Here is a 20017-nt window from a genome sequence, read left to right on the forward strand (position 1 = left end):
GCGCGCCCGATCAACGACCGGGGAGACGCCATGGATCTCGCAGCCGGCCTGAAGGGCCGCCACGTCCTCGTCACCGGGGCCTCGAGCGGGCTGGGCGACCATTTCGCCCGCCTCTGCGCCGGGTGCGGCGCCGCCGTCACGGTGGCGGCGCGCCGCAAGGACCGCCTCGACGCCCTGGTGCGCGCCTTGCGCGAGGCGGGCGCGCCGGAGGCCCGGGCGGTGTCCCTCGACGTGGCGGACGGGGACTCGGTCGCGGGTGCCTTCGCGGGCCTGCACGCCCTGCCGGACGTGGTGGTCAACAATGCCGGCATCGCCGAGGGCGGGGCGGCGATCGACGTCGACCTCGCGACCTTCGATCGGGTCATCGACACCAACCTGCGCGGCGTCTGGGCGGTCTCCACCACCGCCGCCCGGGCCTGGCGGGATGCGGGACGGGGCGGCGTGATCGTCAACGTCGCGTCGATCCTCGGCCTGCGGGTCTCCGGCGGGGTCGGGCCCTACACGGTGTCGAAGGCCGGCGTGGTGCAGATGACCCAGGCGCTCGGCCTCGAATGGGCCCGCTACGGCATCCGGGTGAACGCGCTGGCGCCCGGCTACATCGGCACCGACATCAACCGCGACTTCTTCGACACGCCGCCCGGCCAGGCGATGCTCAAGCGCATCCCGATGCGCCGCCTCGGCCGCCCGCAGGACCTCGACGGCGCCTTCCTGCTGCTCGCCGGCGACGCCTCCGGCTGGATGACCGGGGCGACCATCCCGGTCGATGGCGGCCACCTCGTCTCGGGCCTGTGACCAGGCCCGAGGACCGTCAGTTCGCCAGCCGGATCTGCGCGAAGGTGTTGAAGAGCTTCGCCATCGCGTCGCCCACCGAGCCGGTCTTCGAGGCTTCCATGTAGAAGTCGCTGCTGGTCGCGCAGGCGGTCAGCTGCGACGGGATGTCGTCGAGCCGCGTGCCCCTGCCGCCGACCTGGCTCGGCTGGCCGAGCGTGGCGTTGTAGCCCCAATCCCAGGGCATCGCCAGGTAGGGCGTGTAGATCACCCCGACCCAGACCGGCAGGTTGGCGGAGCCGCCGCGGGTCTTGAGCGCCGCGCACTGGGCCGGGTCGAAGGGTGCGACGGAGGCGCGCTTCGGGACGTCCCAGGTCCAGGAGCGGCCCGGATCGGCCACGCCGTCGGTCGCCAGGATCACGAGCTTCTTGGGCGTCGTGATGCCGTCCCCGCTCGTCCCGACGGCCTTGGTGAATTGCGGCATGATCGTGCCGAACAGCGTCGCGCCGTCGCTCTCGCCCGAGGCGCTCGGCGCCTTCGGCAGGTTGCCGGCCACCTGCGACAGGTCGCTCGTCAGGTCGAGCACCTTGGTGAGCGTCGTGCTGAACGCGTAGATCGAGATCCGCATCCGCTTGCTGACCGCCTCCTGCCTGCGCAGCCAGTTGACGAAGTCGAGGATGCCCTGGTTCATCTCGTCCAGGCGAAGATTGATGCCGTTGGCCTTGGCCCACTGGTAGCTGTCCATGGTGGTGTTCTTGACCGGGGCGCCGTCGTGGCAGGCGAAGGCGCAGCCGAGATTGGCCTGGAGCGCGGCGATGTCGGTCGCCGTCGCGCCGAGCGCCATCGAGCCCGACACGTCGATCAGCAGGTAGACGTCGATCAGCGGCGACAGGTCGACGCTGGCCTTGGCGTTGCCGGAGAGCCCGAGCGTCTTCGTGCCGGTGAGGCCCGACAGGGTCGTCCGGGTCGAGGCCGTGTAGGCACCCGTCACCGTGACGTTGCGGCCCGTGATCGCGACGCCGAACTGCGACTGGGGCGTGGTGGCAGCAGTCGTGTCCGGCGAGAAGGTCCGGAAGACCTGCTCGGCGGTGGACTGGCCGGTCTGGCGGATCGCCGTGTCGGATTGTCCCTGGGAATCCGCCAGCTTCACCGCCTGGGCGCCGGCCAGCACGGCGGCGTCGAGGGCCGCGTCGAGGCGCGACTCGTCCTTGCGGGCGCGGGCGTAGTCGACGCCCGCCCCCGCCATCACCACGAGCACGAGGGCCGTCAGGCCGGTGATCAGCGCGACGCTGCCCCGGTCGTCGCGTCCGAAGCCGGCGGCCGCACTCGCCAGACGATGCCCGGGGAAGCGCCGCGCGGGCTGCTCGTGCGAGGCCCGGGCGGGCCTGGCCGGAAACCGGACCAGGCAGCGCAGGAGCGAGAAGGGAAGGTCGGACATGACGGCGCGATCCAGCGGACGCCATCTTGGTCCCATGGAGGGTGTTTCCCGGCTGTAAACTCGATCGCCGAATCCCCAGGCAAGGTCCCATCCCCTGGCAAGTCCATCGCGGCAGGCACCCCGACGATGATCCTACGACGTCGGATAGGTGATGAATTCGAGCAGCGATCCGTCCGGATCGCGGAAATAGACGCTGATGCCGTCGCCGACGGCGCCGTGGCGCGGCACCGGCCCGAGCTCCACCGGCACGCCGTGCCGCTCCAGATGCGCCATCGCCTCCTCGATCGGGCCGGGCCAGCGGAAGCAGAGGTCGCTGTTGCCGGGCATCACCGGCTGGCGGGCCCGCGGCTCGCCGATCTGGCCCGGCCCATGGCAGTTGAGCTGCACGCCGCCGAAGCGGTAGGCGTAGCCCCGCCCGACCGGGACAGGCTCGGCCCCGACGACGTCCCGGTAGAAGGCGGTGGAGCGCTCCCAGTCCGAGACGTGGATGACGCAGTGGTCGAGGTGGATCGCCGGGCGCAACCCCGCCTCCGACGCCGCGGGCACGAGTTCGGGGAGGGTCTCGGTGTCCGGCATCGTCGGTGCTCCTCAGGGCGATCCGCGGGATGGGCCGGCGACAAGGAGCCGGACGTTGCCGCCCGAATGCAAGCCTGCCGAGTGCCGCGGCCTGGTGCGGGCCGCACCGTCCCGCGGTTATTGCGCCAAGCGGACCGGCTGGTCCTTCTGCGGGCCGACGCCGGCCGGCACCGGCACGGTCGAGGAGTTGTAATTGGAGTTGATGGTGAGGTTGGCGCTGCCTTGCGTCCGGATCGTCCGCGCCACCACGACGGTCCAGGGTGATTGATCGGCAACCTTGTTGTTGTTGCCGTCGACGGTGAGGCTCGCGTTCGGCAGGTAGACCGTGCCGATGAGCTTGCGGGCGTTGTTGGTGGAAATCCCGACATCTCCAGAATAGCTGCGGTCGGTGATCAGCACGAAGCCGGCATAGGGGCCGCTCTTGCGGCCTTCGAGCTGCAGCACCGCGCTGCCGGTGACCTGCGCCGTCAGGAGGCCCTTGAGGATCACCACGACGTCGCTGCCGGTGATCGTGGACTGGCCGCCGACGCTGAGGCTCGGACCGAGGAAGTAATGGTCGCCGGGCGCCAGCACGAGGTTCGCCGTTCCCAGCAACGTGATGGCGCCGCAATGCACCCCAGGGTTGAGGTAGAAGGTCCCGCTCCCGAGGCTGAGGGAGAGCGAGTCGCACAGGAGCGGCACGTCGATCCGCATCGCCGCGAAGGGATCCGCCATTGCCGGCGCGTCGGTCACGGCCGCCGGGCGGATCGGGCCGGAGGCGCTGCCGGCGGCGCGCGCCTCGCCGGCCCACAGGGTGGTGGCCGCCCCCGCCGCCATATTGGCGTTGCTCTGCACCAGGCAGTCGCTCGCCGTGATCATGGAGTTCGCCTGCAGCTCGACGCTGGCCGGGCTGCCGAAGGCCCCGGTGCCCTGGGATCCGAGCACGCAGAGGGGCTTGCGCGCGGTGCGGATCGCGGTGGCCGTCGCCGCCAGGTTCCAGCCCCCAGGCGGCAGCAGGTTGCCGAAGAACGAGGCGCGGTTCGCCGTCTGTCTCACCGTGACGGTGCGCGCCGCGGCATCGATCGCGGCGGTCGAGGCGACCGTCCAGCGCAGGCGCAGGGGCTCGGCCATGCCGTCGGCGTAGAGGCGCGTCCGCTCCACCGTGGCGGTGGACTGGTCGACGCCGAACTCCCCCGCGCCCTGGATCGCCGCCGCGTCGACGTTGCGCTGGAGCTTGGTCTTGGTGAGCATCACCTCGGCGACCTCGGCGACGCCGACCGACCCGATCGCCAGGAGCGGCAGCACCAGGCTGAACACGACGATCACCGTGCCGCGCCGGCACTGCCAGAACCGTCGGCCGAGGCCACGGAAGAGGTCCGGGATCAGGCTCATCGTCGGGGTGGACGGCTACCCAGGTTGCTGCCGGGTCTACTGCTATCTGCAGTTGTTCTCCCGGTGCCGCATCGCCAGCACGGTCCAGTTCTGCTCGCGACTTCCCAACAAATGCCTAACGAAAAATTTTTCCACTGTGTCCGTCGCGACCGGGATTTGGCGGTCGCGGGCTTCCACCCTGGAGGCCCGGCACGGATCGGGGCACCGGGCCGGGCACCTTTGCGTCAGCCGGCGACGTCGTGCTCGATCGCCCCGAAGATCGAGTGCCCGCCGGCATCCTTCATCTCGATCCGCAGCCGGTCGCCGGCGGTGAGGTAGGGCGTGCGGGCCCAGCCGGTCGTCAGCGCCTCGGCGGCGCGGGCCTCGGCGAGGCAGGCATAGCCCGCCCCGCCCTCGGCGACGGGCCGGCCCGGGCCGCCGTCGATGCCGCGGTTCGAGACCGGGCCGGCGCTGACGATCGTGCCGGCCCCGAGGCTGCGGTGCCGCGCCGCCTCCGCCACCAGGGCGACGAGGCTCAGGCCCAGATCGGCCCCGGCATCCGGGCAGCCGAGCGCCTTGTCGTTGCGGCTCACCCGCAGCGGGCGGTGCAGGCTGCCGCCCTGCCAGGCCTCCCCGAACTCGTCGGGCGTCACCGCCACCGGCCCGAGGCTCGCGACCAGCGCCGGCGCCTCGGCGCCGTCGAGGTCGAGCCCGTCCGGCCGCAGGCGGTCGTGGCGGATCACCTCCGCCATCAGCGTCACCAGCCGGATCGCGCCCGCGGCCTCGCCCGCTGCGACGCCCCGCGGCACGTCGCCGGTGATCACCGCGAGGCCCGCCGCGAGGTCGAGGGAGGCTGCCGGGTCGTCGGGTTGCAGCGGGTCGCGGGGCCCGAGGAACCCGTCGGAGGCGGCGTGGCGCAGGGCGTTCCCAGCCGCGCCGGCCGGCGCCTCGGCGCCCGCGGCCTGGCGCAGCAGCGCCGGGTAGCCCGGCCAGGCGGCGGCGTGCCGGCGGGCATAGGCGCGGGGGAGGGGGGCGGCGCAATCGTGCTCGTGGAAACGGAACGACGGCACCGAGCCGTGCTCGAGCTGCTCGGCCAGGGCTTCGAGGGCGGGCGCGTAGCGCTCCCAGGCGTCGAGGGCCTGCTGCAGCGTCGGTACCACGATGAAGGCGTCGGTGGCGCGGGTGAGGTCGCGCGAGACCACGACGAGGCGGCCGTCGCGGCCGTGCTTGAGGCTGGCGAGCTTCATGGGCGTCCTCCTGGCCTGCTCACGCAGGCATTCCGGCCTGCTCCCGCAGGCGCTCCGGCCCGGTTGTCGGGCGATCCGGCCCGTTTCCCGGGCGCGTTGCCCCATCATGGACCGCCCCGGCCGCGGAGGCTACGGCCGGGGCGGCGAAACCGCCCCGGTGCCGGGACGGTCGAGGACGCGGTCTCCCGACCTCACACCGTGCCGTGGACGAGATTGTGGATGAAGCCGAGCTTGCCGATCACCGGCGGCGCCAGCACGAAGGGGTAGAGGTCGCCCTGGCCCATCGCCCGGTTGACGCTGTTGAGGGCGAACACGAAGGGCAGCCAGGCCGCCATGATCTGCTCGATGCTCTGCGCCTCGTAGGGGTCGAAGTCGATCCGCGCGGCGAGCTCGCCGCCCGCGTCGAGGAGCGGGTTGACCTGCATGCCGAAGGCGCTCGCCATCTCGAGCGTGTCGACGATGTGCAGGTAATGCGCCCAGGTCTCGGCGAAATCCTCCCACGGATGGGTCGTGGCATAGGCCGAGACGTAGTTCTCCTGCCAGTTCGCCGGCGTGCCCTGCTGGTAATGCCGCTTCAGCGCCGCGTCGTAATCCTGCGAATCGTCGCCGAACACCGCCCGGCAGGCGTCGAGCCGGCCGGCGTCGCGCACGAGCAGGTCCCAGTAATGGTGCCCGACCTCGTGGCGGAAATGCCCGAGCAGCGTGCGGTAGGGCTCGCCCATCTCCCGGCGCCGCTTCTCGCGCTCGGCGTCGTCGGCCTCGACCAGCGCAATGGTGATGACGCCGTTGTCGTGCCCGGTCATCACCTTCGGGCCGTGGTTCTCCGGCGGGTCGGCCAGGAAGTGGAAGATCAGCCCGTGCTCCGGATCCTCGGCCCGCGTCTTCAGCGGCAGGTTCCAGCGCAGCAGGCTGTAGAACAGCCGGTGCTTGGCGAACTCCATCTCGCGCCATTCGTAGAGGTAGCGCGGGTTCGAGACGTCGGGGATCGTGCCGTTGTGGCGGCAGGCGAGGCAGAACGCGTCGCCGGAGCCCGGCGGCACCAGCCAGTTGCAGGCATCGTGGACCGCGTTGGCGCAGAACCGGCTCGGCCGGTCGCGGGCGGCGAGCGGCGTCCAGTCCTCGCCCCCGGCGGGCTCGAGCGCCGAGAGCGTGCGGGTCTCCGGCAGGTAGGCGAGGCGGTGGCCGCAGCGCTGGCAGGTCCGGTTCTCGAAATACAGGATGTTGCCGCAGGACTGGCACTGGAACAGCTTCATCGGGATCTCCACCGGCACGCGCGGCCGCCCGGTGCAACGAACGTGCTAGGGGTGCGGGGGTTGCGGCGGGACCGCGCCCGGAGCGTCGGCCGCCGGGATCCGGGCGGGCCTGTGGCGCCGAGCGCACAGGCGCCACGTCCCGCGTCCGTCGCCGGACGATCCCGAGACCCGCAGGATCGGGCCGTCGGCCTGCCGGTCTCCTGCAACTTTGATCGCGATTGGTCTCATGGACCGTTGATCTCCGGGAGCGCCATCGCCGAGAGTGCGTGAAAAGGAGAGGAAACGTCATGACCGCGACCCGTCGCGCGCTACTGTCCGGCGCGCTCGCGCTGGCCGCCCCGTCGATCCGCCGGGCGCATGCCGAGACGTCGGAGGTGCTGATCGCGCAGCAATTCGGGCTCCTCTACCTCCAGCAGGACGTGATGGAGCGCCTGGACCTGATCGAGAAGCACGCCGCCCGGCTCGGCCTGCCCAACCTCAAGGCGCGGTTCCTGCGCCTCGGCGGGACCGGGCCGGTCACCGACGCGCTCTTGGCCGGCAAGCTGCATTTCGGCAGCGGCGGCGCGCCCGGCGCGATGCTGCTCTGGGACCGCTCGCGCGGGGCGATCAAGTCGTGCTTCGCCATGAACGCTGTCGACCAGAAGCTGCTCACCGTGCGGCCGGACCTGCGCCGCATCGAGGACCTGAAGCCCACCGACCGGATCGCGCTGCCCGCGGTCAAGACGGCGCCGCAGGCGATCTGGCTGCAGATGGCGGCGGCGGCGGCCTACGGGCCTGCCGAATGGGCGCGCTTCGATTCCCTCACCCTCGGCCGCGCACACCCGGACAGCATGGCGGCGATGCTCGGGCGCACGGAGATCAACTGCCACTGGGCGACGAGCCCGTTCCAGGAGCGCGCGCTCGCCGACCCTGCCGTGCGCGAGGTGACGAGCAGCTTCCGGATCATGGGCCTGCCCTCCGTGACCCCGAACACGATCTACGGCAGCGCCGCCTTCCGGGACGCGAACCCGATCGCCTGGAAGGCCTGCCTCGCCGCCTTCCAGGAGGCGACGGACTTCATCAACAAGGAACCGGCCCAGGCGGTCGAGATCTACCTCAAGAACTCGGGCGACAAGGACAGCCCGCAGAACGTGCTCGCCGCCATGAAGTCCTCCGGCAACGACTTCACGCTGCAGCCGCGCGGGCTCATGAAGATCGCGGGCTTCATGGCCGACACGGGCGTGCTGAAGCGCCGGCCGGCGAGCCTCGGCGACCTGTTCTTCCCCGAGGCGCTGGATCTCGGCGGGAGCTGAGCCATGGCGACGGACACGAGCGCCGACCTCGACGAGCCGATCCCGTACATGGCGCGCACGCGCGCCTATTACGGCGCCCTCGGCTACCCGCCCTACCGCTGGGCGCGCTTCGACGCCGTGCCCTTCGCCCCCTTGGCAAAGCCTCTCGCGCAGGCCTGCCTCGCCCTCGTGACGACCGCCGCACCCTACCGGGCGGACAAGGGCGACCAGGGACCGGGCGCACCCTATAACGGCGCGGCCAAGTTCTTCAGCGTCCATTCCGGCCCGAGCGACCGCGACCCGGACCTGCGCATCGCCCACATCGCCTATGACCGCGACCACACCCGCGCGGACGATCCCGGCACCTACTTCCCCCTCGCGGCCCTGCGGGCGGCGCAAGGGGCGGGGGTGATCGGGCGCGTCGCGCCCCGCTTCCACGGCCTGCCGACGAACCGCAGCCAGCGCGTCACGGTCGAGACCGACGCGCCGGAACTCCTCGCCCGCCTGCGCGCCGACCGCGCCGACGCTGCGATCCTGGTGGCGAACTGCCCGGTCTGCCACCTGTCCCTCGCGCTCGCCGCCCGTGCGCTCGAGGAGGCCGGCATCGCCACCGTGCTGATGGGCTGCGCCAAGGACGTCGTCGAGCATTGCGGCGTGCCGCGCTTCCTGTTCAGCGACTTTCCGCTCGGCAACGCCGCCGGCCGGCCGCACGACCGGGCCTCGCAAGAGGCGACCTTGCGCCTCGCCCTGGATCTCCTCGCCTCGGCCTCGGCCCCGCGCACCACCGTGCAGTCGCCCCAGCGCTGGCGCGCCGACCCGTCCTGGAAGGCCGATTACGCCAGCCTCGACCGCCTCTCGGCCGAGGAGATCGCGCGCCGCCGCGCGGAGTTCGAGGCCGAGAAGCACAAGGCGCGGCCCGGGCGGGCGGCGGAGTGACCGCCGACCGGGCGGCGCTCACCCCCCATGCCCCCGGCGCCCTCACGGCCGGCCTCGAAATCGCCTATCACCGGAGGCGCCAACCTGAACCGGGCCGCGAGATGCCCGTGCGATGAGGAGACGCCGATGGCGATGAACGGGGCCGAGAGCCTGGTGCGCACCCTGGTGGCGGGGGGCGTGGAGGTGTGCTTCACCAATCCGGGCACCTCGGAGATGCACTTCGTCGCCGCCCTCGACCGGGTCGAGGGGATGCGGGCGGTGCTCTGCCTGTTCGAGGGCGGCGCCACGGGCGCCGCCGACGGCTACGCCCGCATGGCCGACAAGCCGGCCTCGACGCTGCTCCATCTCGGTCCCGGCCTCGGCAACGGCATCGCCAACCTGCACAATGCGCGCCGCGCCCGCTCGCCCCTCGTCAACATCGTGGGCGAGCACGCCACCTACCACCGCGCCTTCGACGCGCCGCTCACCTCCGATATCGAGGGCCTGGCCGGCCCGGTCTCGGCCTGGGTCCGCACCGGCCTGAGCGCCAAGGCCGTGGCGGCGGACGGGGCCGACGCGATCGTCGCCGCCCGCACGGCGCCCGGCGGCGTCGCCACCCTGATCCTGCCCGCCGACACCGCCTGGGAGGAAGGCTCCGGCATCGCGCCCCTGCCGGCGATCCCCGAGCGCCCGCGGGCGAGCGACGAGGCGATCGCCCACGCGGTCGCGGCGCTGCGCAGCGGCGAGCCGGTGCTTCTCCATCTCGGCGATCGGGCGGTGCGGGGCGAGGGACGGCGCCTCGCCGCCCGCATCGCGGAGAAGACCGGGGCGAAGCTGCTCGCCATGACATCGAACGCCCGCATCGACCGCGGCGCCGGCACGGTGCCGATCGAGCGCCTGCCCTATCCGGTCGACCCGGCCCGCGAGGTTTTGTCCCCGTACAAGCACGTGATCCTGGTCGGCGCGACGCTGCCGGTGGCGTTCTTCGCCTACCCGGGCAAGCCGAGCGCGCTCGCGCCCGCCACCTGCGACGTCTTCGCCCTCGCGACCCCGGAGCAGGACCAGATCGACGCCCTGGCGCGGCTCGCCGAGGCGGTCGGCGCCCCCGCCGACGCGCCGCTGCCGCCGCTCGCCCGCCCCGACCTGCCGACGAGCGGGTCCCTCGACCAGGATTCGATCGCCCGCGTGCTCGGCGCGCTGATCCCGGAGGGCGCGATCATCTGCGACGAGTCGGTCACGACCGGGCGCAACTTCTTCCCGGCCACCCATGCGGCGGCGCCCCATACCTGGCTCCAGCTCACCGGCGGCTCGATCGGCGTCGGCATCCCCATGGCGACCGGCGCCGCGGTGGCCTGCCCGGACCGCAAGGTGATCTCTCTCCAGGCCGACGGCAGCGCCCTCTACACCGCCCAGGCGCTGTGGACCCAGGCCCGCGAGCGCCTCGACGTCGTCACGCTCATCTGGTCGAACCGCTCCTACGCGATCCTGCGCCACGAACTGACCAATGTCGGCGCCAATCCGGGCCGCAAGGCGATCGACATGCTCACCCTCGACGATCCGCCGATCGACTGGGTGAGCCTGTCGAAGGGCTACGGCGTCGAGGCGCGCCGGGTCGAGACCTTGCGCGAGCTCGTCGACACCTTCACCGGCGCCCTGTCGCGCCGCGGCCCGTTCCTGATCGAGGTGGCTCTGACGTAGCGGCAGCGCCACGGTTTCATCCCGTGGCTCGCTGATTCGTGATGTAGCCGGCTGAATTTAACGTCCCGGAAGGTCCGCGCGCTCTACCACCGGATGGGATCGGGTGCGGATCGGACGGGATGAGCGGGGACGCGACGCGCAACGGCATCGAGGGGCTGCTGCACCGCTGGCACGCCGCCCGGGCGGCCGCCGGCGGGTTGCCGGCTTACGAGGACATGGTCCTGGGCAATCTCGGCCGCATGGCGAGCCGCACCGCTTTGGTGGGTGGCCCGCCTGGCCACCCCCGCCTGCTCTGGGTCGGCGAGGCGTTCGAGGGCTGGCTCGCCCGCCCGGGCGCGGACCTCCCCCTCAAAGACTTGGCCCTCGACGACTTGCCGGGCGGCCTCGCGCAGTCGTTGCGCGAGATCGTCGGCGACGTGCTCGCCGGGGCCGAGCCGGTGCGGGCGCCCTGCACCCGGGTGGCGGGGGGCGTCGCCTACACCACCGGGATGCTCGGGCTGCCGCTGGCGACGCGGGGGGCGGAGCGCCTGGTGCTGCTGTGCCTCGCCGGCGCGACCACGCGGACGAACCTGCTCAAGACGCTCTTCCGCTCCACCCGGCAGGGGATGGTGGCCGCCGCTGCCATGCGCGACGGCGCCGGCGCGGTACGGGACTTCCGGGTCCTCGCCCTCAACGACGCCGCCGCCGCGATGCTGCGCTCCACCGTCGAGACGGCGCAGTGGCAGCGCCTGACGACCCTGCTGCCGCATCTGCGGGGCTCTGCCGCCCTCGCGCACCTGGTGGCGGCCGTCGAGGGACAGACCGGCGGCTACGAGGCGTCCTACCCGCGGCCCGACGGCACCACGCTGCACCTGCGCATCGAGATCGCCGCCATCGGCGACCTCCTCGGCGTCACCCTCACCGACATCGGCGACCTCAAGGCGCGGGAGGCCTCGGCCCGCCTGCTGTTCGAGCACAACCCGGTGCCGATGTGGCTCGCGGGCGAGGACGGCGCGGTGCTGGCGGTCAACGACGCCGCCACCGCCCATTACGGCTTCCCGCGCGAGGACTTCCTGAGCCTCTCGGCCCGCGACCTCGCGGTGGCGCCGGAGCCCGGCGCCGCCCAGCGCCACCGCCGCCGGGACGGCAGCCTGATCGACGTCGAGGTCTTCTCCGGCCCGATCCCGTTCGAGGGCCTGAGCGCCACCCTGACCGCCTGCGTCGACGTGACCGAGCAGCGCCGGGCCGAGCGGCGCATCGCCCACATGGCCCATCACGATGCCCTGACCGGGCTGCCGAACCGCGTCCTGTTCCACCGGCGCCTCGCCGAGGCGGTGGCGACGGGCCGCCCTGTCGGCCTGCTCTGCCTCGACCTCGACCACTTCAAGCTCGTCAACGACACTCTCGGCCACCCGGCCGGTGACGCGCTGCTGCGCCAGGTCGCCGAGCGCCTGCGCGCCTGCCTGCCGGCCGACGGGCTGGTGGCCCGGCTCGGCGGCGACGAGTTCGCGGTCCTGAGCGCCCTCCCGTCGCCCGCGCTCATCGGCCTCGCCGACGCGATCGTCGCCGCCCTCGGCCGGCCCTTCGCGCTGCCCGACCACCAGGACGTCACGGTGGGCGCCAGCATCGGCATCGCGCTCGCGCCCGAGCACGGCGAGGATCCCGACGTCCTGCTGCGCAAGGCCGACACCGCGCTCTACGCCGCCAAGGCCGGCGGGCGGCGCACCCGGCGCCTGTTCGAGCCCGCCATGGACGCGGCGCTCCAGGGCCGCCGCGCCCTCGAGCGCGACCTGCGCGAGGCCATCGCCGCCGAGGCGCTGGAGGTGCACTACCAGCCCCTCGTCGCCACCGGCAGCCTCGCGGTCACCGGGTGCGAGGCGCTGCTGCGCTGGCGCCATCCCGAGCGGGGCTTCGTCTCGCCGGCGACCTTCATCCCGGTGGCCGAGGAGACCGGGCTGATCGCCGCGGTCGGCGAGTGGGTGCTGGCCCGGGCCTGCCGCGAGGCCGCCGGCTGGCCGGGCGGCGTGCGGGTCGCCGTCAACCTCTCGCCGGCGCAGTTCCGCACCCCCGACCTGGTCGGCACGGTCGCGCGGGCGCTCGCCGAGTCGGGCCTCCACCCTGCCCGGCTCGAACTCGAGATCACCGAGCAGGTGATGCTGGAGGAGACGACCGCCAACCTCGCGGTGCTGCACCAGCTGCGCGCCCTCGGGGTGCGCATCGCCATCGACGATTTCGGCACCGGCTACGCGTCGCTGAGCTACCTGCGGGTCTTCCCGTTCGACAAGATCAAAATCGACCGCTCCTTCACCGCGGCGCTCGGCCGCGAGGCGACGGCGGTGGCGATCGTGCAGGCGGTGATCGGGCTCGGCGCCAGCCTCGGCATGACCACGGTGGCGGAGGGCGTCGAGACCGAGGCGCAGCTCGCCGCCCTGCGCCGCAGCGGCTGCGGCGAGGTGCAGGGCTTCCTGTTCAGCCGGCCGGTGCCGGCGACCGAGCTGCGCCGGCTCCTCGGGGAGGCCGCCGCGCCCTGGACGGCGGCGGCCTGACGTCCCGCGATCCGGCTTACTTGAGCGGCTTACCTGAGCGGCTTTCTTGGGCGCTTGCGTCCGGCAGGACACAACCCGAAGCAGCAGGAGCGGCTAGGCATGGGATCTTCCCCTGCCGAAAGGTGACCCCCGCATGCTCCCGCGCCGCCTCGTCCTCGCCCTCCTCGCCGGGCTGCCGCTCGCGGCCTGCAACGCCCGCGGGCCCGCGAACGTCGCGGCCTTGGGTCCGGACGCGGCCTGGTACATCGGCAGCATGCCCGACCAGCCCTTCGACGTGCCGCTCGTCGACCGCACCCGGATGGACCCGAAATACCGGCGCCAGACCGTCGCCTATGCGGGCCTCGAGAGGCCCGGCACCGTCGTGGTCGATATCGACGAGCGGTTCCTCTACCTCGTGCAGGAGAACGGCCAGGCGTTGCGCTACGGCGTCGGCGTCGGCAAGCTCGGCTTCTCCTGGAAGGGCACCGCCACGGTCGGCCGCAAGGGCGTCTGGCCCGACTGGGGCCCGACCGCCAAGATGGTGAGCCTCAACCCCGACCTGCCGCGCTCGCGCAAGGGCGGCCTCGACAACCCCCTCGGCGCCCGCGCCCTCTACCTCTACCAGGGCGGCCGCGACATCCTGTTCCGCATCCACGGCACCAACGAGCCCTGGAGCATCGGTGAGCAGATGTCCTCGGGCTGCGTGCGCATGCTCAACGAGGACGTGGTCGATCTGTACAACCGCGTGCCGGTGGGGACGACCGTGCTGGTGAAGCGGCACGGGAGGTATCGGGTGTAGGGGGTACGAACCGTCTCACCGTGAGGCCCGCCTCAACCCCTCCCCCCTCTGCGGGGGAGGGTGGTCCCTGCGTCAGCGGGGGTCGGGAGAGGGGCAGCGCGACGCTGATCCAAGTCAGCGCTCTTCAGAACGGCCCCGTCTTGTCCGGAAGCGGCGTCCCCTCTCCCGCCTGGCATCCGCCGGGCACCCTCCCCCGCAGAGGGGGGAGGGTTTGAGGGGCCCCCCCTCACACCGGCGGATGCATCCAGAACTGGGCGATCAGCGCCGCGCCCAGGAACGTCCCGGCATTGGCCATGAACGACACCACCACGATGCGCCAGCCGAGCCGCCGGAAGGCCGGGACATCCTTGGCGAGGGAGAGGCCCGCGAAGGCGAGGATCGGGGTGGCGAGCGCCAGGAAGTTGATCCGGCCGGTCGCGGCCGCGATCTCGGCCGAGAACGGCGTACCCGGATAGGTGAGCGCCATGCCGATCAGCGAGACCCACACCACCGCCGGCAGCCGGCGCCCGGCGAGGCGGTAGAGGACCTCGCCGGCGACCACCACCCCGACGATGAGGCCCGCACCCAGCAGCACCGGCCCGTCCGGCCGGGTGCCGTAGGTGAGCCAGTTGCCGACGAGGCCGAAAGCCGCGGTGGCGAGCCAGATCAGCACGAGGGCGGGCAGGCCGAAGGCCGGCGCGGCGTGGGCCGTCACCGCCGTCTCCGGCGCGGCCGCGGGCGCGGGCTCCGCCCGCCCGCGGCCCCGGCCGAGGATCGGCTCCAGCACGCCGTAGGCCCAGACTGTGAAGGGCAGCGACAGGAACAGGGTGAAGTAGGTGCCGATGGTGGTGGTGATGAGGTTGCTCGCCGCCGCGAAGGTGGCGACCTCCTTCGCCATCTCGGGCGTCTGCTGCGCCGCGATCGCGCCGGCGGCGGCCGCCATCATGCTGCCGGAGCCGACGCCCGCGCCCATCGCGAGGGCGAGCGGATTGAAGACCCCGAGGCTCGCGACGAACCCGGCCAGCAGCGCGATGAACACCGCCCCGAACACCGTGCCGGTCAGGTACTCGGCCAGCACCCCGCGCCCCTCCGGCGAATCCATGCCGTAGCGCTCGCCGATGATCGCGAGGCTGGGTTCGCGCCCGACCGAGAAGGTGGCGCCGATCGCCTCGCGCTTGAGGCCGAGCAGCAGCGCCACCGGCAGGCCGAACACCATCGTGCCGAAGAAGTGGCCGAATTCCTGGAAGGCCAGCGCCCAGCCGGCGCTCAGGATCTTCGGCAGCGAGCCGCCGACGAGGAGCCCGAGCTTGGCGACGAAGAGCAGGAGCGCCGGCTGCAGGATCGCCCCGGCGGCGTGCTGGAGCGCCAGCGGGAGCCGCAGGGCAGGGGGCAGGCGTGGTGCCGCGAGCCCGAGGCCTCCGCCCATCAGCAGGGCCCAGAGCAGGGGCAGCAGGATGATCTTGCCGTGCCCGAGCGGGATGGCGACGTTGCCGATCAGCTCGGCCAGCGTCACCACCGCCAGGGCGAGGACGAAGAGCGTGAGGAGGCCGATACGGCCGGGATGTCTCACGGGCGCGACGGCGGGGCTGCCGGTCGCCAGGATGGCGCTCGTCATGGAAGTCTCCGGTGCGGGGGGGGACGGTCCGGTGGGGCCCCCCGGACCGGAGGGGGTTTCTAGGCGCCGACGCCCGGCGCGTAGCCGAACGCGGCGGCGGGGGCGGCGGCGGTCTCGACCCAGACGCTCTTGACCTGGGTGTACTCGTGCAGGGCCTCGATGCCGCTCGAGCGGCCGTAGCCGCTGCGGCCCGAGCCGCCGAAGGGCGAGGCGACGTGGATGGTCTTGTAGGCGTTGATCCAGAACGTGCCGGCCCGCACCGAAGCCGCGACCCGGTGGGCGCGGCCGACGTCGCGGGTCCAGACCGCGCCGGCGAGCCCGAACGCGGAATCGTTGGCGATGCCGACCGCCTCCTCTTCCGTGTCGAACGGGATCACCGTCACCACCGGACCGAAGATTTCGGTCCGGGCGCAGTCCATGGCGTTGGTGGCCCGCGCCAGGATCGTCGGGGGCACGTAGTAGCCGCCCTCGCGCGCGGTCCCGTCGCTGCCGGCGGCGAGCTCGGCGCCCTGATCCAGACCGCTGCGGATCATCGCCAGCACGTGGCGGTACTGGGTCGCGTTGTTGATCGGCCCGACCTCCGTGTCGGGGTCGAGGGGATCGCCCACGCGGATCCGCGCGGCGCCTGAGGCCAGCATGGCGACGAACCGGTCGTAGACCGGGCGCTCGACGAGGAGCCGCGAGCCGGCGACGCAGGACTGGCCCGCCCCGGCGAAGATCGCCGCCTGCGCGCCCAGGCACGCCCGCTCGAGGTCGGCATCAGCGAACACGATGTTGGCGGACTTGCCGCCGAGCTCGAGCACGCAGGGCTTCAGATGACGCGCCGCGGCTTCCGCGATGCGGGCCCCCGTCGCCGGCGAGCCGACGAACACGACCTTCGCGACCGCCGTCTCGGCGAGCGCCGCCTGTCCGGTGGTGTGGCCGTAGCCGGCCAGCACGTTGACGACGCCCGACGGCAGCCCGGCCCGCTCCGCGAGGGCCGCGACGGCGAGCGAGGTCAAGGGCGTGAGCTCCGAGGGCTTGAGCAGCACCGCGTTGCCGGCGGCGAGCGCCGGGGCGAGCTGCCAGCCGCAGGTGAAGACCGGCGCGTTCCAGGGCGTGATCTGCAGCACCACGCCGACCGGCTCGCGGCGGGTGTAGTTGAGGTGGCTCGTCGGGACCGGGATCACCTCGCCGTGCAGCTTGTCGGCCCAGCCCGCATAATACTCGAACATCTCCGCGACCTTGGTCGCCTCGACGCGGCAGTCGCGGATCGGCTTGCCGGCATTGAGCGCCTCGAGGCGCGCCAGCGGCTCGATCGCGGCGCGGATGCCCCGGGCGACCTCCTGCATCACCCGGCCGCGTGCGGCGCCGGTCAGCGCGGCCCAGCGGGCCTGGCCGGCGAGAGCCGCCCGGGCGGCCTCGGCCACCACCTCCGGCCCGGCATCCGGGTACTCGGCGAGCTGGAGGCCGGTGGCGGGATCGACGAGGCGCACCGGCTCGCCGGTGCCGGGGACGAGTCGGCCGTCGATCCAGGAGCCGATCGTGGTCAACCCGGAGAAGAAGGGGCGCAGGAGGGCGGCGAGCGCCTGCGGGCGGGTCTCGGTCATGGCGGGTCTTCCGATCAGGTGAGCTGGAGCGTGACGATGGCGTTGAAGTCGGCGTCGTCGGGGATCGCCTCGGCGCTCTCGCGCCACAGCCGGGCGGCCTCCGTCGAGACCGGCAGGTCGAGGTCGAGGGCGCCGATCAGCTCCTCGGCCAGGCGCACGTCCTTGCGCATCAGCTTCATGGTGAAGCCGGAATCGAAGGCGCCGTTGAGCACCCAGGTGGGGAAGTTGACTTGGGTCACGCCGCTGCGACCCGAGCCGGCATTGATCCCGGCGAGCAGGCGCTCCGGGTCGACGCCGGCGTCGCGGGCCATCCGGACCGCCTCGGCGGCGGTGAGGAGGTGGGCGGCGCAGAGCAGGTTGTTGGCGAGCTTGGTGACGTGGCCGGCGCCGACGCCGCCGACATGGACCCGCGTCGCGCTCAGGGCCGCGAGCACCGGCTCGGCCCGGGCCACCGCCCGGTCGCTGCCGCCGATCACCATGGTGAGCGTCGCGGCATGCGCCCCCTTCGGCCCGCCGCTCACCGGCGCGTCGACGAGGTCGATCCCGGCAGGCGCGAGCGCCGCCGCGATGCGCCGGGTGACGGCCGGGTGCGAGGTCGAGGTGTCGATGACGAGGAGCCCGGGCTGCGCGCCGTGCAGCGGTCCCGCGGGCCCGAGCAGCACCGCCTCGACCACCTCGGGGGTGGGCAGCGACAGCACCACCGCGCCGCAGTCCCGCCACAGGGCGGACGGCCCCTCGACGATCGCGATGCCGTCCGCCGCCGAGGCCTCCCGGGCGGCGGGCGCGGGGTCGTACCCCATCACGGTGAAGCCGCGCCGCCGCAGCGAGAGAGCCATGCCCCGCCCCATATTGCCGAGGCCGATGACGCCGATCGTGCGCATGTCCGCTGTCTCCCGGAATGACGCCGGGCTTCGTCTCGGCCGCGGCGCCTTCTGGGATCCGGAGACTGGGGCAGGCCGGCGTTGAGCGGAACGGCATTGGCGGGTATTTTGCGTTGACTTGCCGGCAACGCACCCGGTCAAGCGGGGGGATCCGATGCACAGCCTCGACGATCGCTGCCTGCGCTACCTGGCGGAGGCCGTCGGGTGCGGCTCGGTCCGCGCGGCGGCCGACAAGCTCGACGTCAACGCCTCGGCGGTGAGCCGCCAGCTCGCCCAGATGGAGGCGCAGCTCGCCACGCCCCTGATCGAGCGCCACAGCCGCGGCGTGCGGGCGACGCCGGCCGGCCACCTGCTCCTCGACTATTACCGGCGCCAGGCTTCCGACCGGGAGGACGTCCTGGCCAAGCTCGCCGCGCTGAAAGGTCTGCGCCGCGGCCACATCGACGTGGTGCTGGGCGAGGGCTTCGTCGGCGACCTGATGTCGGGCCTGCTCCAGGATTTCTGGGCCCGCCATCCCGACCTGACCATGGTCCTCGACCTCGCGGCCACCAACGACGTGGTGCGCCGGGTCGTCGAGGACGAGGCGCATCTCGGCCTCGTCTACAACCCGCCGCCGGAGCCGCGCCTGCGCACCCACCTGGCGATGCCCCACCCGATCCGCCTCCTGGTGCGGACCGATCACCCGCTCGCCGCCCATCCGGGCCCGGTCCGCCTCGCCGACCTCGCCGGCCATCGCCTCGGCGCGATGCACCCGGCCACCGGCATCCGGCAGATCGTCGCGGCGGCGGAGCGGGAGGAGGGCGTGCGCCTCGAGCCGGCGCTGACCACCGGCTCGATCGGCGTGCTCAAGCAGTTCGTCGCCTCCGGCGCCGGCGTGACCCTGCTGCCGGCCTTCTGCGCCGCGCAGGAGGTCGCGGACGGCACGCTCGCGGTCCTGCCGCTCGCCGATCCCGGGCTCAACGCCGTCGAGGCCCGGATCGTCACCCGCCGCGGGCGCCAGCTCGCGCCTGCGGCGGCCAAGCTCCTGCAGCATCTCGCCCGCGGCCTGGCGCGCGAGGGCAGGGCCGGCGAACGGACACTCCGCAAGGCCATGTCAGATCATGGCAAGCCCGTCGACCTGACGATCTCAGGAAAGAACGCATGATTCCGCGGGGACGAAAGATATCCTTAACGATCCCGAATGCGGGATTTGTCGGAATATTCAGGTTTCATTAAATCGATGGCGCAAATTTCTCGCGGGCAAGATACCGATCCGGCGGAGACCGGACGCTGTGTCCAATGACGCCCATGGGAGCACCTGCATGTCGTCCCGTCTCGGCAACCTGCCGCTGAACGCGAAGATCACCCTGTCCCTGACGTTCCTCCTGCTGATGAGCCTCGGCGTCGGCACCGTGTCGTGGCGCAACCTCCGGACGATCGAGGAGACGGGGCGCTGGGACCGTCACACGCGGGAGGTCCTGCAGAATATCGACCGGGCCGTTCTGGCGATGATCAACCGGGAATCGGGCTTGCGGGGCTTCCTCCTCTCGGGCGAGGCGTCGTTCCTGGGGCCCTACCGCTCCGGCGCGGCCGAGTTCGCCGCGGTGCTGGACCGCACCGGGCGCCTGGTGGCGGACAACCCGGCGCAGAGGGAGCGCCTCGATGCGCTGGCCGGCCTGGAGCAGCGCTGGACCGGCGAGATCGCCGCCCGGGCGATCCGGATGATGGAGGAGCCCGCGACCCGGGCCGAGGCGCAGCGGGTCGAGGGCTCGGGAGCCGGCAAGGCGCTCATGGACGCCATCCGGGCCAAGGCGGCCGAGATGGCGGAGGTCGAGCAGGCGCTCCTCGCGCAGCGGCGCGAGGCCGCCGCCGCCGCAGCACAGGCGTCGCGCATCGCGAGCCTGGTCGGCCTCGGGGCGATGATCGTGGCGGCGGGGCTGTCGCTGCTGCTGCTGCATCTCGGCGTCACCCGGCCGATCCGCGGCATGATCGCGGTGATGGACCGGCTCGCGCGCCGCGACCTCGCGGTGAAGATCCCGGGCGCCGGGCGCCGCGACGAGATCGGCGCCATGGCGGGCGCCGTCCAGGTGTTCAAGGACGGGCTGATCCGCGCGAAGGCGCTCGAGGAGGAGACCGCGCTCGCCCGCGCCTCGGC

Annotated in this window: 16 protein-coding genes; 8 read left to right on the top strand and 8 right to left on the bottom strand. The window is 72.9% G+C overall.

The window, feature by feature from the left end; all coding sequences use genetic code 11:
• Positions 1-30: 30 nt before the first annotated feature.
• Complete coding sequence (locus tag EU555_RS31625; protein WP_135419307.1) at positions 31-792, top strand: SDR family NAD(P)-dependent oxidoreductase; 762 nt, start codon at positions 31-33, stop codon at positions 790-792.
• 16 nt (positions 793-808) lie between these two features.
• Here EU555_RS31625 and EU555_RS31630 read toward each other — a convergent pair whose 3' ends face one another.
• The 5 genes from EU555_RS31630 to EU555_RS31650 form a co-directional block, all read right to left on the bottom strand.
• Complete coding sequence (locus EU555_RS31630; protein ID WP_167858726.1) at positions 809-2206, bottom strand: pilus assembly protein TadG-related protein; 1398 nt, start codon at positions 2204-2206, stop codon at positions 809-811.
• A 132-nt stretch (positions 2207-2338) separates the two neighbouring features.
• Entirely contained in the window at positions 2339-2782 is a 444-nt protein-coding gene (locus EU555_RS31635) for a VOC family protein (protein WP_135419309.1), read from the bottom strand.
• A 117-nt stretch (positions 2783-2899) separates the two neighbouring features.
• On the bottom strand, positions 2900-4153 hold the full coding sequence (locus tag EU555_RS31640; RefSeq protein WP_135419310.1) for a TadE/TadG family type IV pilus assembly protein: 1254 nt from the start codon (positions 4151-4153) through the stop codon (positions 2900-2902).
• A gap of 224 nt (positions 4154-4377) precedes the next feature.
• Complete coding sequence (locus EU555_RS31645; RefSeq protein WP_135419311.1) at positions 4378-5379, bottom strand: fumarylacetoacetate hydrolase family protein; 1002 nt, start codon at positions 5377-5379, stop codon at positions 4378-4380.
• A gap of 191 nt (positions 5380-5570) precedes the next feature.
• Complete coding sequence (locus tag EU555_RS31650; RefSeq protein ID WP_135419312.1) at positions 5571-6632, bottom strand: zinc-binding metallopeptidase family protein; 1062 nt, start codon at positions 6630-6632, stop codon at positions 5571-5573.
• A 287-nt stretch (positions 6633-6919) separates the two neighbouring features.
• Here EU555_RS31650 and EU555_RS31655 point away from each other — a divergent pair, with 287 nt between their 5' ends.
• The 5 genes from EU555_RS31655 (at position 6920) to EU555_RS31675 (ending at position 13819) form a co-directional block, all read left to right on the top strand.
• Positions 6920-7924 (top strand): ABC transporter substrate-binding protein, encoded by a 1005-nt coding sequence (locus EU555_RS31655; protein WP_135419313.1) that lies wholly within the window; start codon positions 6920-6922, stop codon positions 7922-7924.
• A gap of 3 nt (positions 7925-7927) precedes the next feature.
• The gene (locus EU555_RS31660) at positions 7928-8839 is read left to right on the top strand and encodes a glycine/sarcosine/betaine reductase selenoprotein B family protein (protein WP_135419314.1); all 912 of its coding nucleotides are present in this window, start codon (positions 7928-7930) and stop codon (positions 8837-8839) included.
• Positions 8840-8965: 126 nt separating this feature from the next.
• Complete coding sequence (locus EU555_RS31665) at positions 8966-10516, top strand: acetolactate synthase large subunit (RefSeq protein WP_135419315.1); 1551 nt, start codon at positions 8966-8968, stop codon at positions 10514-10516.
• 119 nt (positions 10517-10635) lie between these two features.
• Positions 10636-13041 (top strand): putative bifunctional diguanylate cyclase/phosphodiesterase, encoded by a 2406-nt coding sequence (locus tag EU555_RS31670; RefSeq protein ID WP_135419316.1) that lies wholly within the window; start codon positions 10636-10638, stop codon positions 13039-13041.
• Between the two features lie 133 nt (positions 13042-13174).
• Entirely contained in the window at positions 13175-13819 is a 645-nt protein-coding gene (locus tag EU555_RS31675) for a L,D-transpeptidase (RefSeq protein WP_135419317.1), read from the top strand.
• A gap of 226 nt (positions 13820-14045) precedes the next feature.
• Here the strand turns inward: EU555_RS31675 and EU555_RS31685 are convergent, their stop codons facing one another.
• The 3 genes from EU555_RS31685 to EU555_RS31695 are packed head-to-tail and all read right to left on the bottom strand — an operon-like array spanning position 14046 to position 18024.
• Positions 14046-15413, bottom strand: coding sequence for a DUF3100 domain-containing protein (locus EU555_RS31685; protein WP_135419318.1), 1368 nt, complete (start codon positions 15411-15413; stop codon positions 14046-14048).
• Between the two features lie 59 nt (positions 15414-15472).
• A complete protein-coding gene (locus tag EU555_RS31690) occupies positions 15473-17002 on the bottom strand; it encodes an aldehyde dehydrogenase family protein (RefSeq protein WP_135419319.1) in 1530 nt (509 codons plus the stop codon).
• Positions 17003-17016: 14 nt separating this feature from the next.
• On the bottom strand, positions 17017-18024 hold the full coding sequence (locus EU555_RS31695; protein WP_425375174.1) for an NAD(P)-dependent oxidoreductase: 1008 nt from the start codon (positions 18022-18024) through the stop codon (positions 17017-17019).
• 13 nt (positions 18025-18037) lie between these two features.
• Here EU555_RS31695 and EU555_RS31700 point away from each other — a divergent pair, with 13 nt between their 5' ends.
• Entirely contained in the window at positions 18038-19027 is a 990-nt protein-coding gene (locus EU555_RS31700) for a LysR family transcriptional regulator (RefSeq protein ID WP_135419321.1), read from the top strand.
• Between the two features lie 157 nt (positions 19028-19184).
• Positions 19185-20017, top strand: an 833-nt coding sequence (locus EU555_RS31705; protein ID WP_135419322.1) for a CHASE3 domain-containing protein, incomplete at its 3' end; no start/stop codon positions are given.

The organism is Methylobacterium nonmethylotrophicum (genome assembly GCF_004745635.1).
In the GTDB taxonomy this organism is placed as follows: Bacteria; Pseudomonadota; Alphaproteobacteria; order Rhizobiales; family Beijerinckiaceae; genus Methylobacterium; species Methylobacterium nonmethylotrophicum.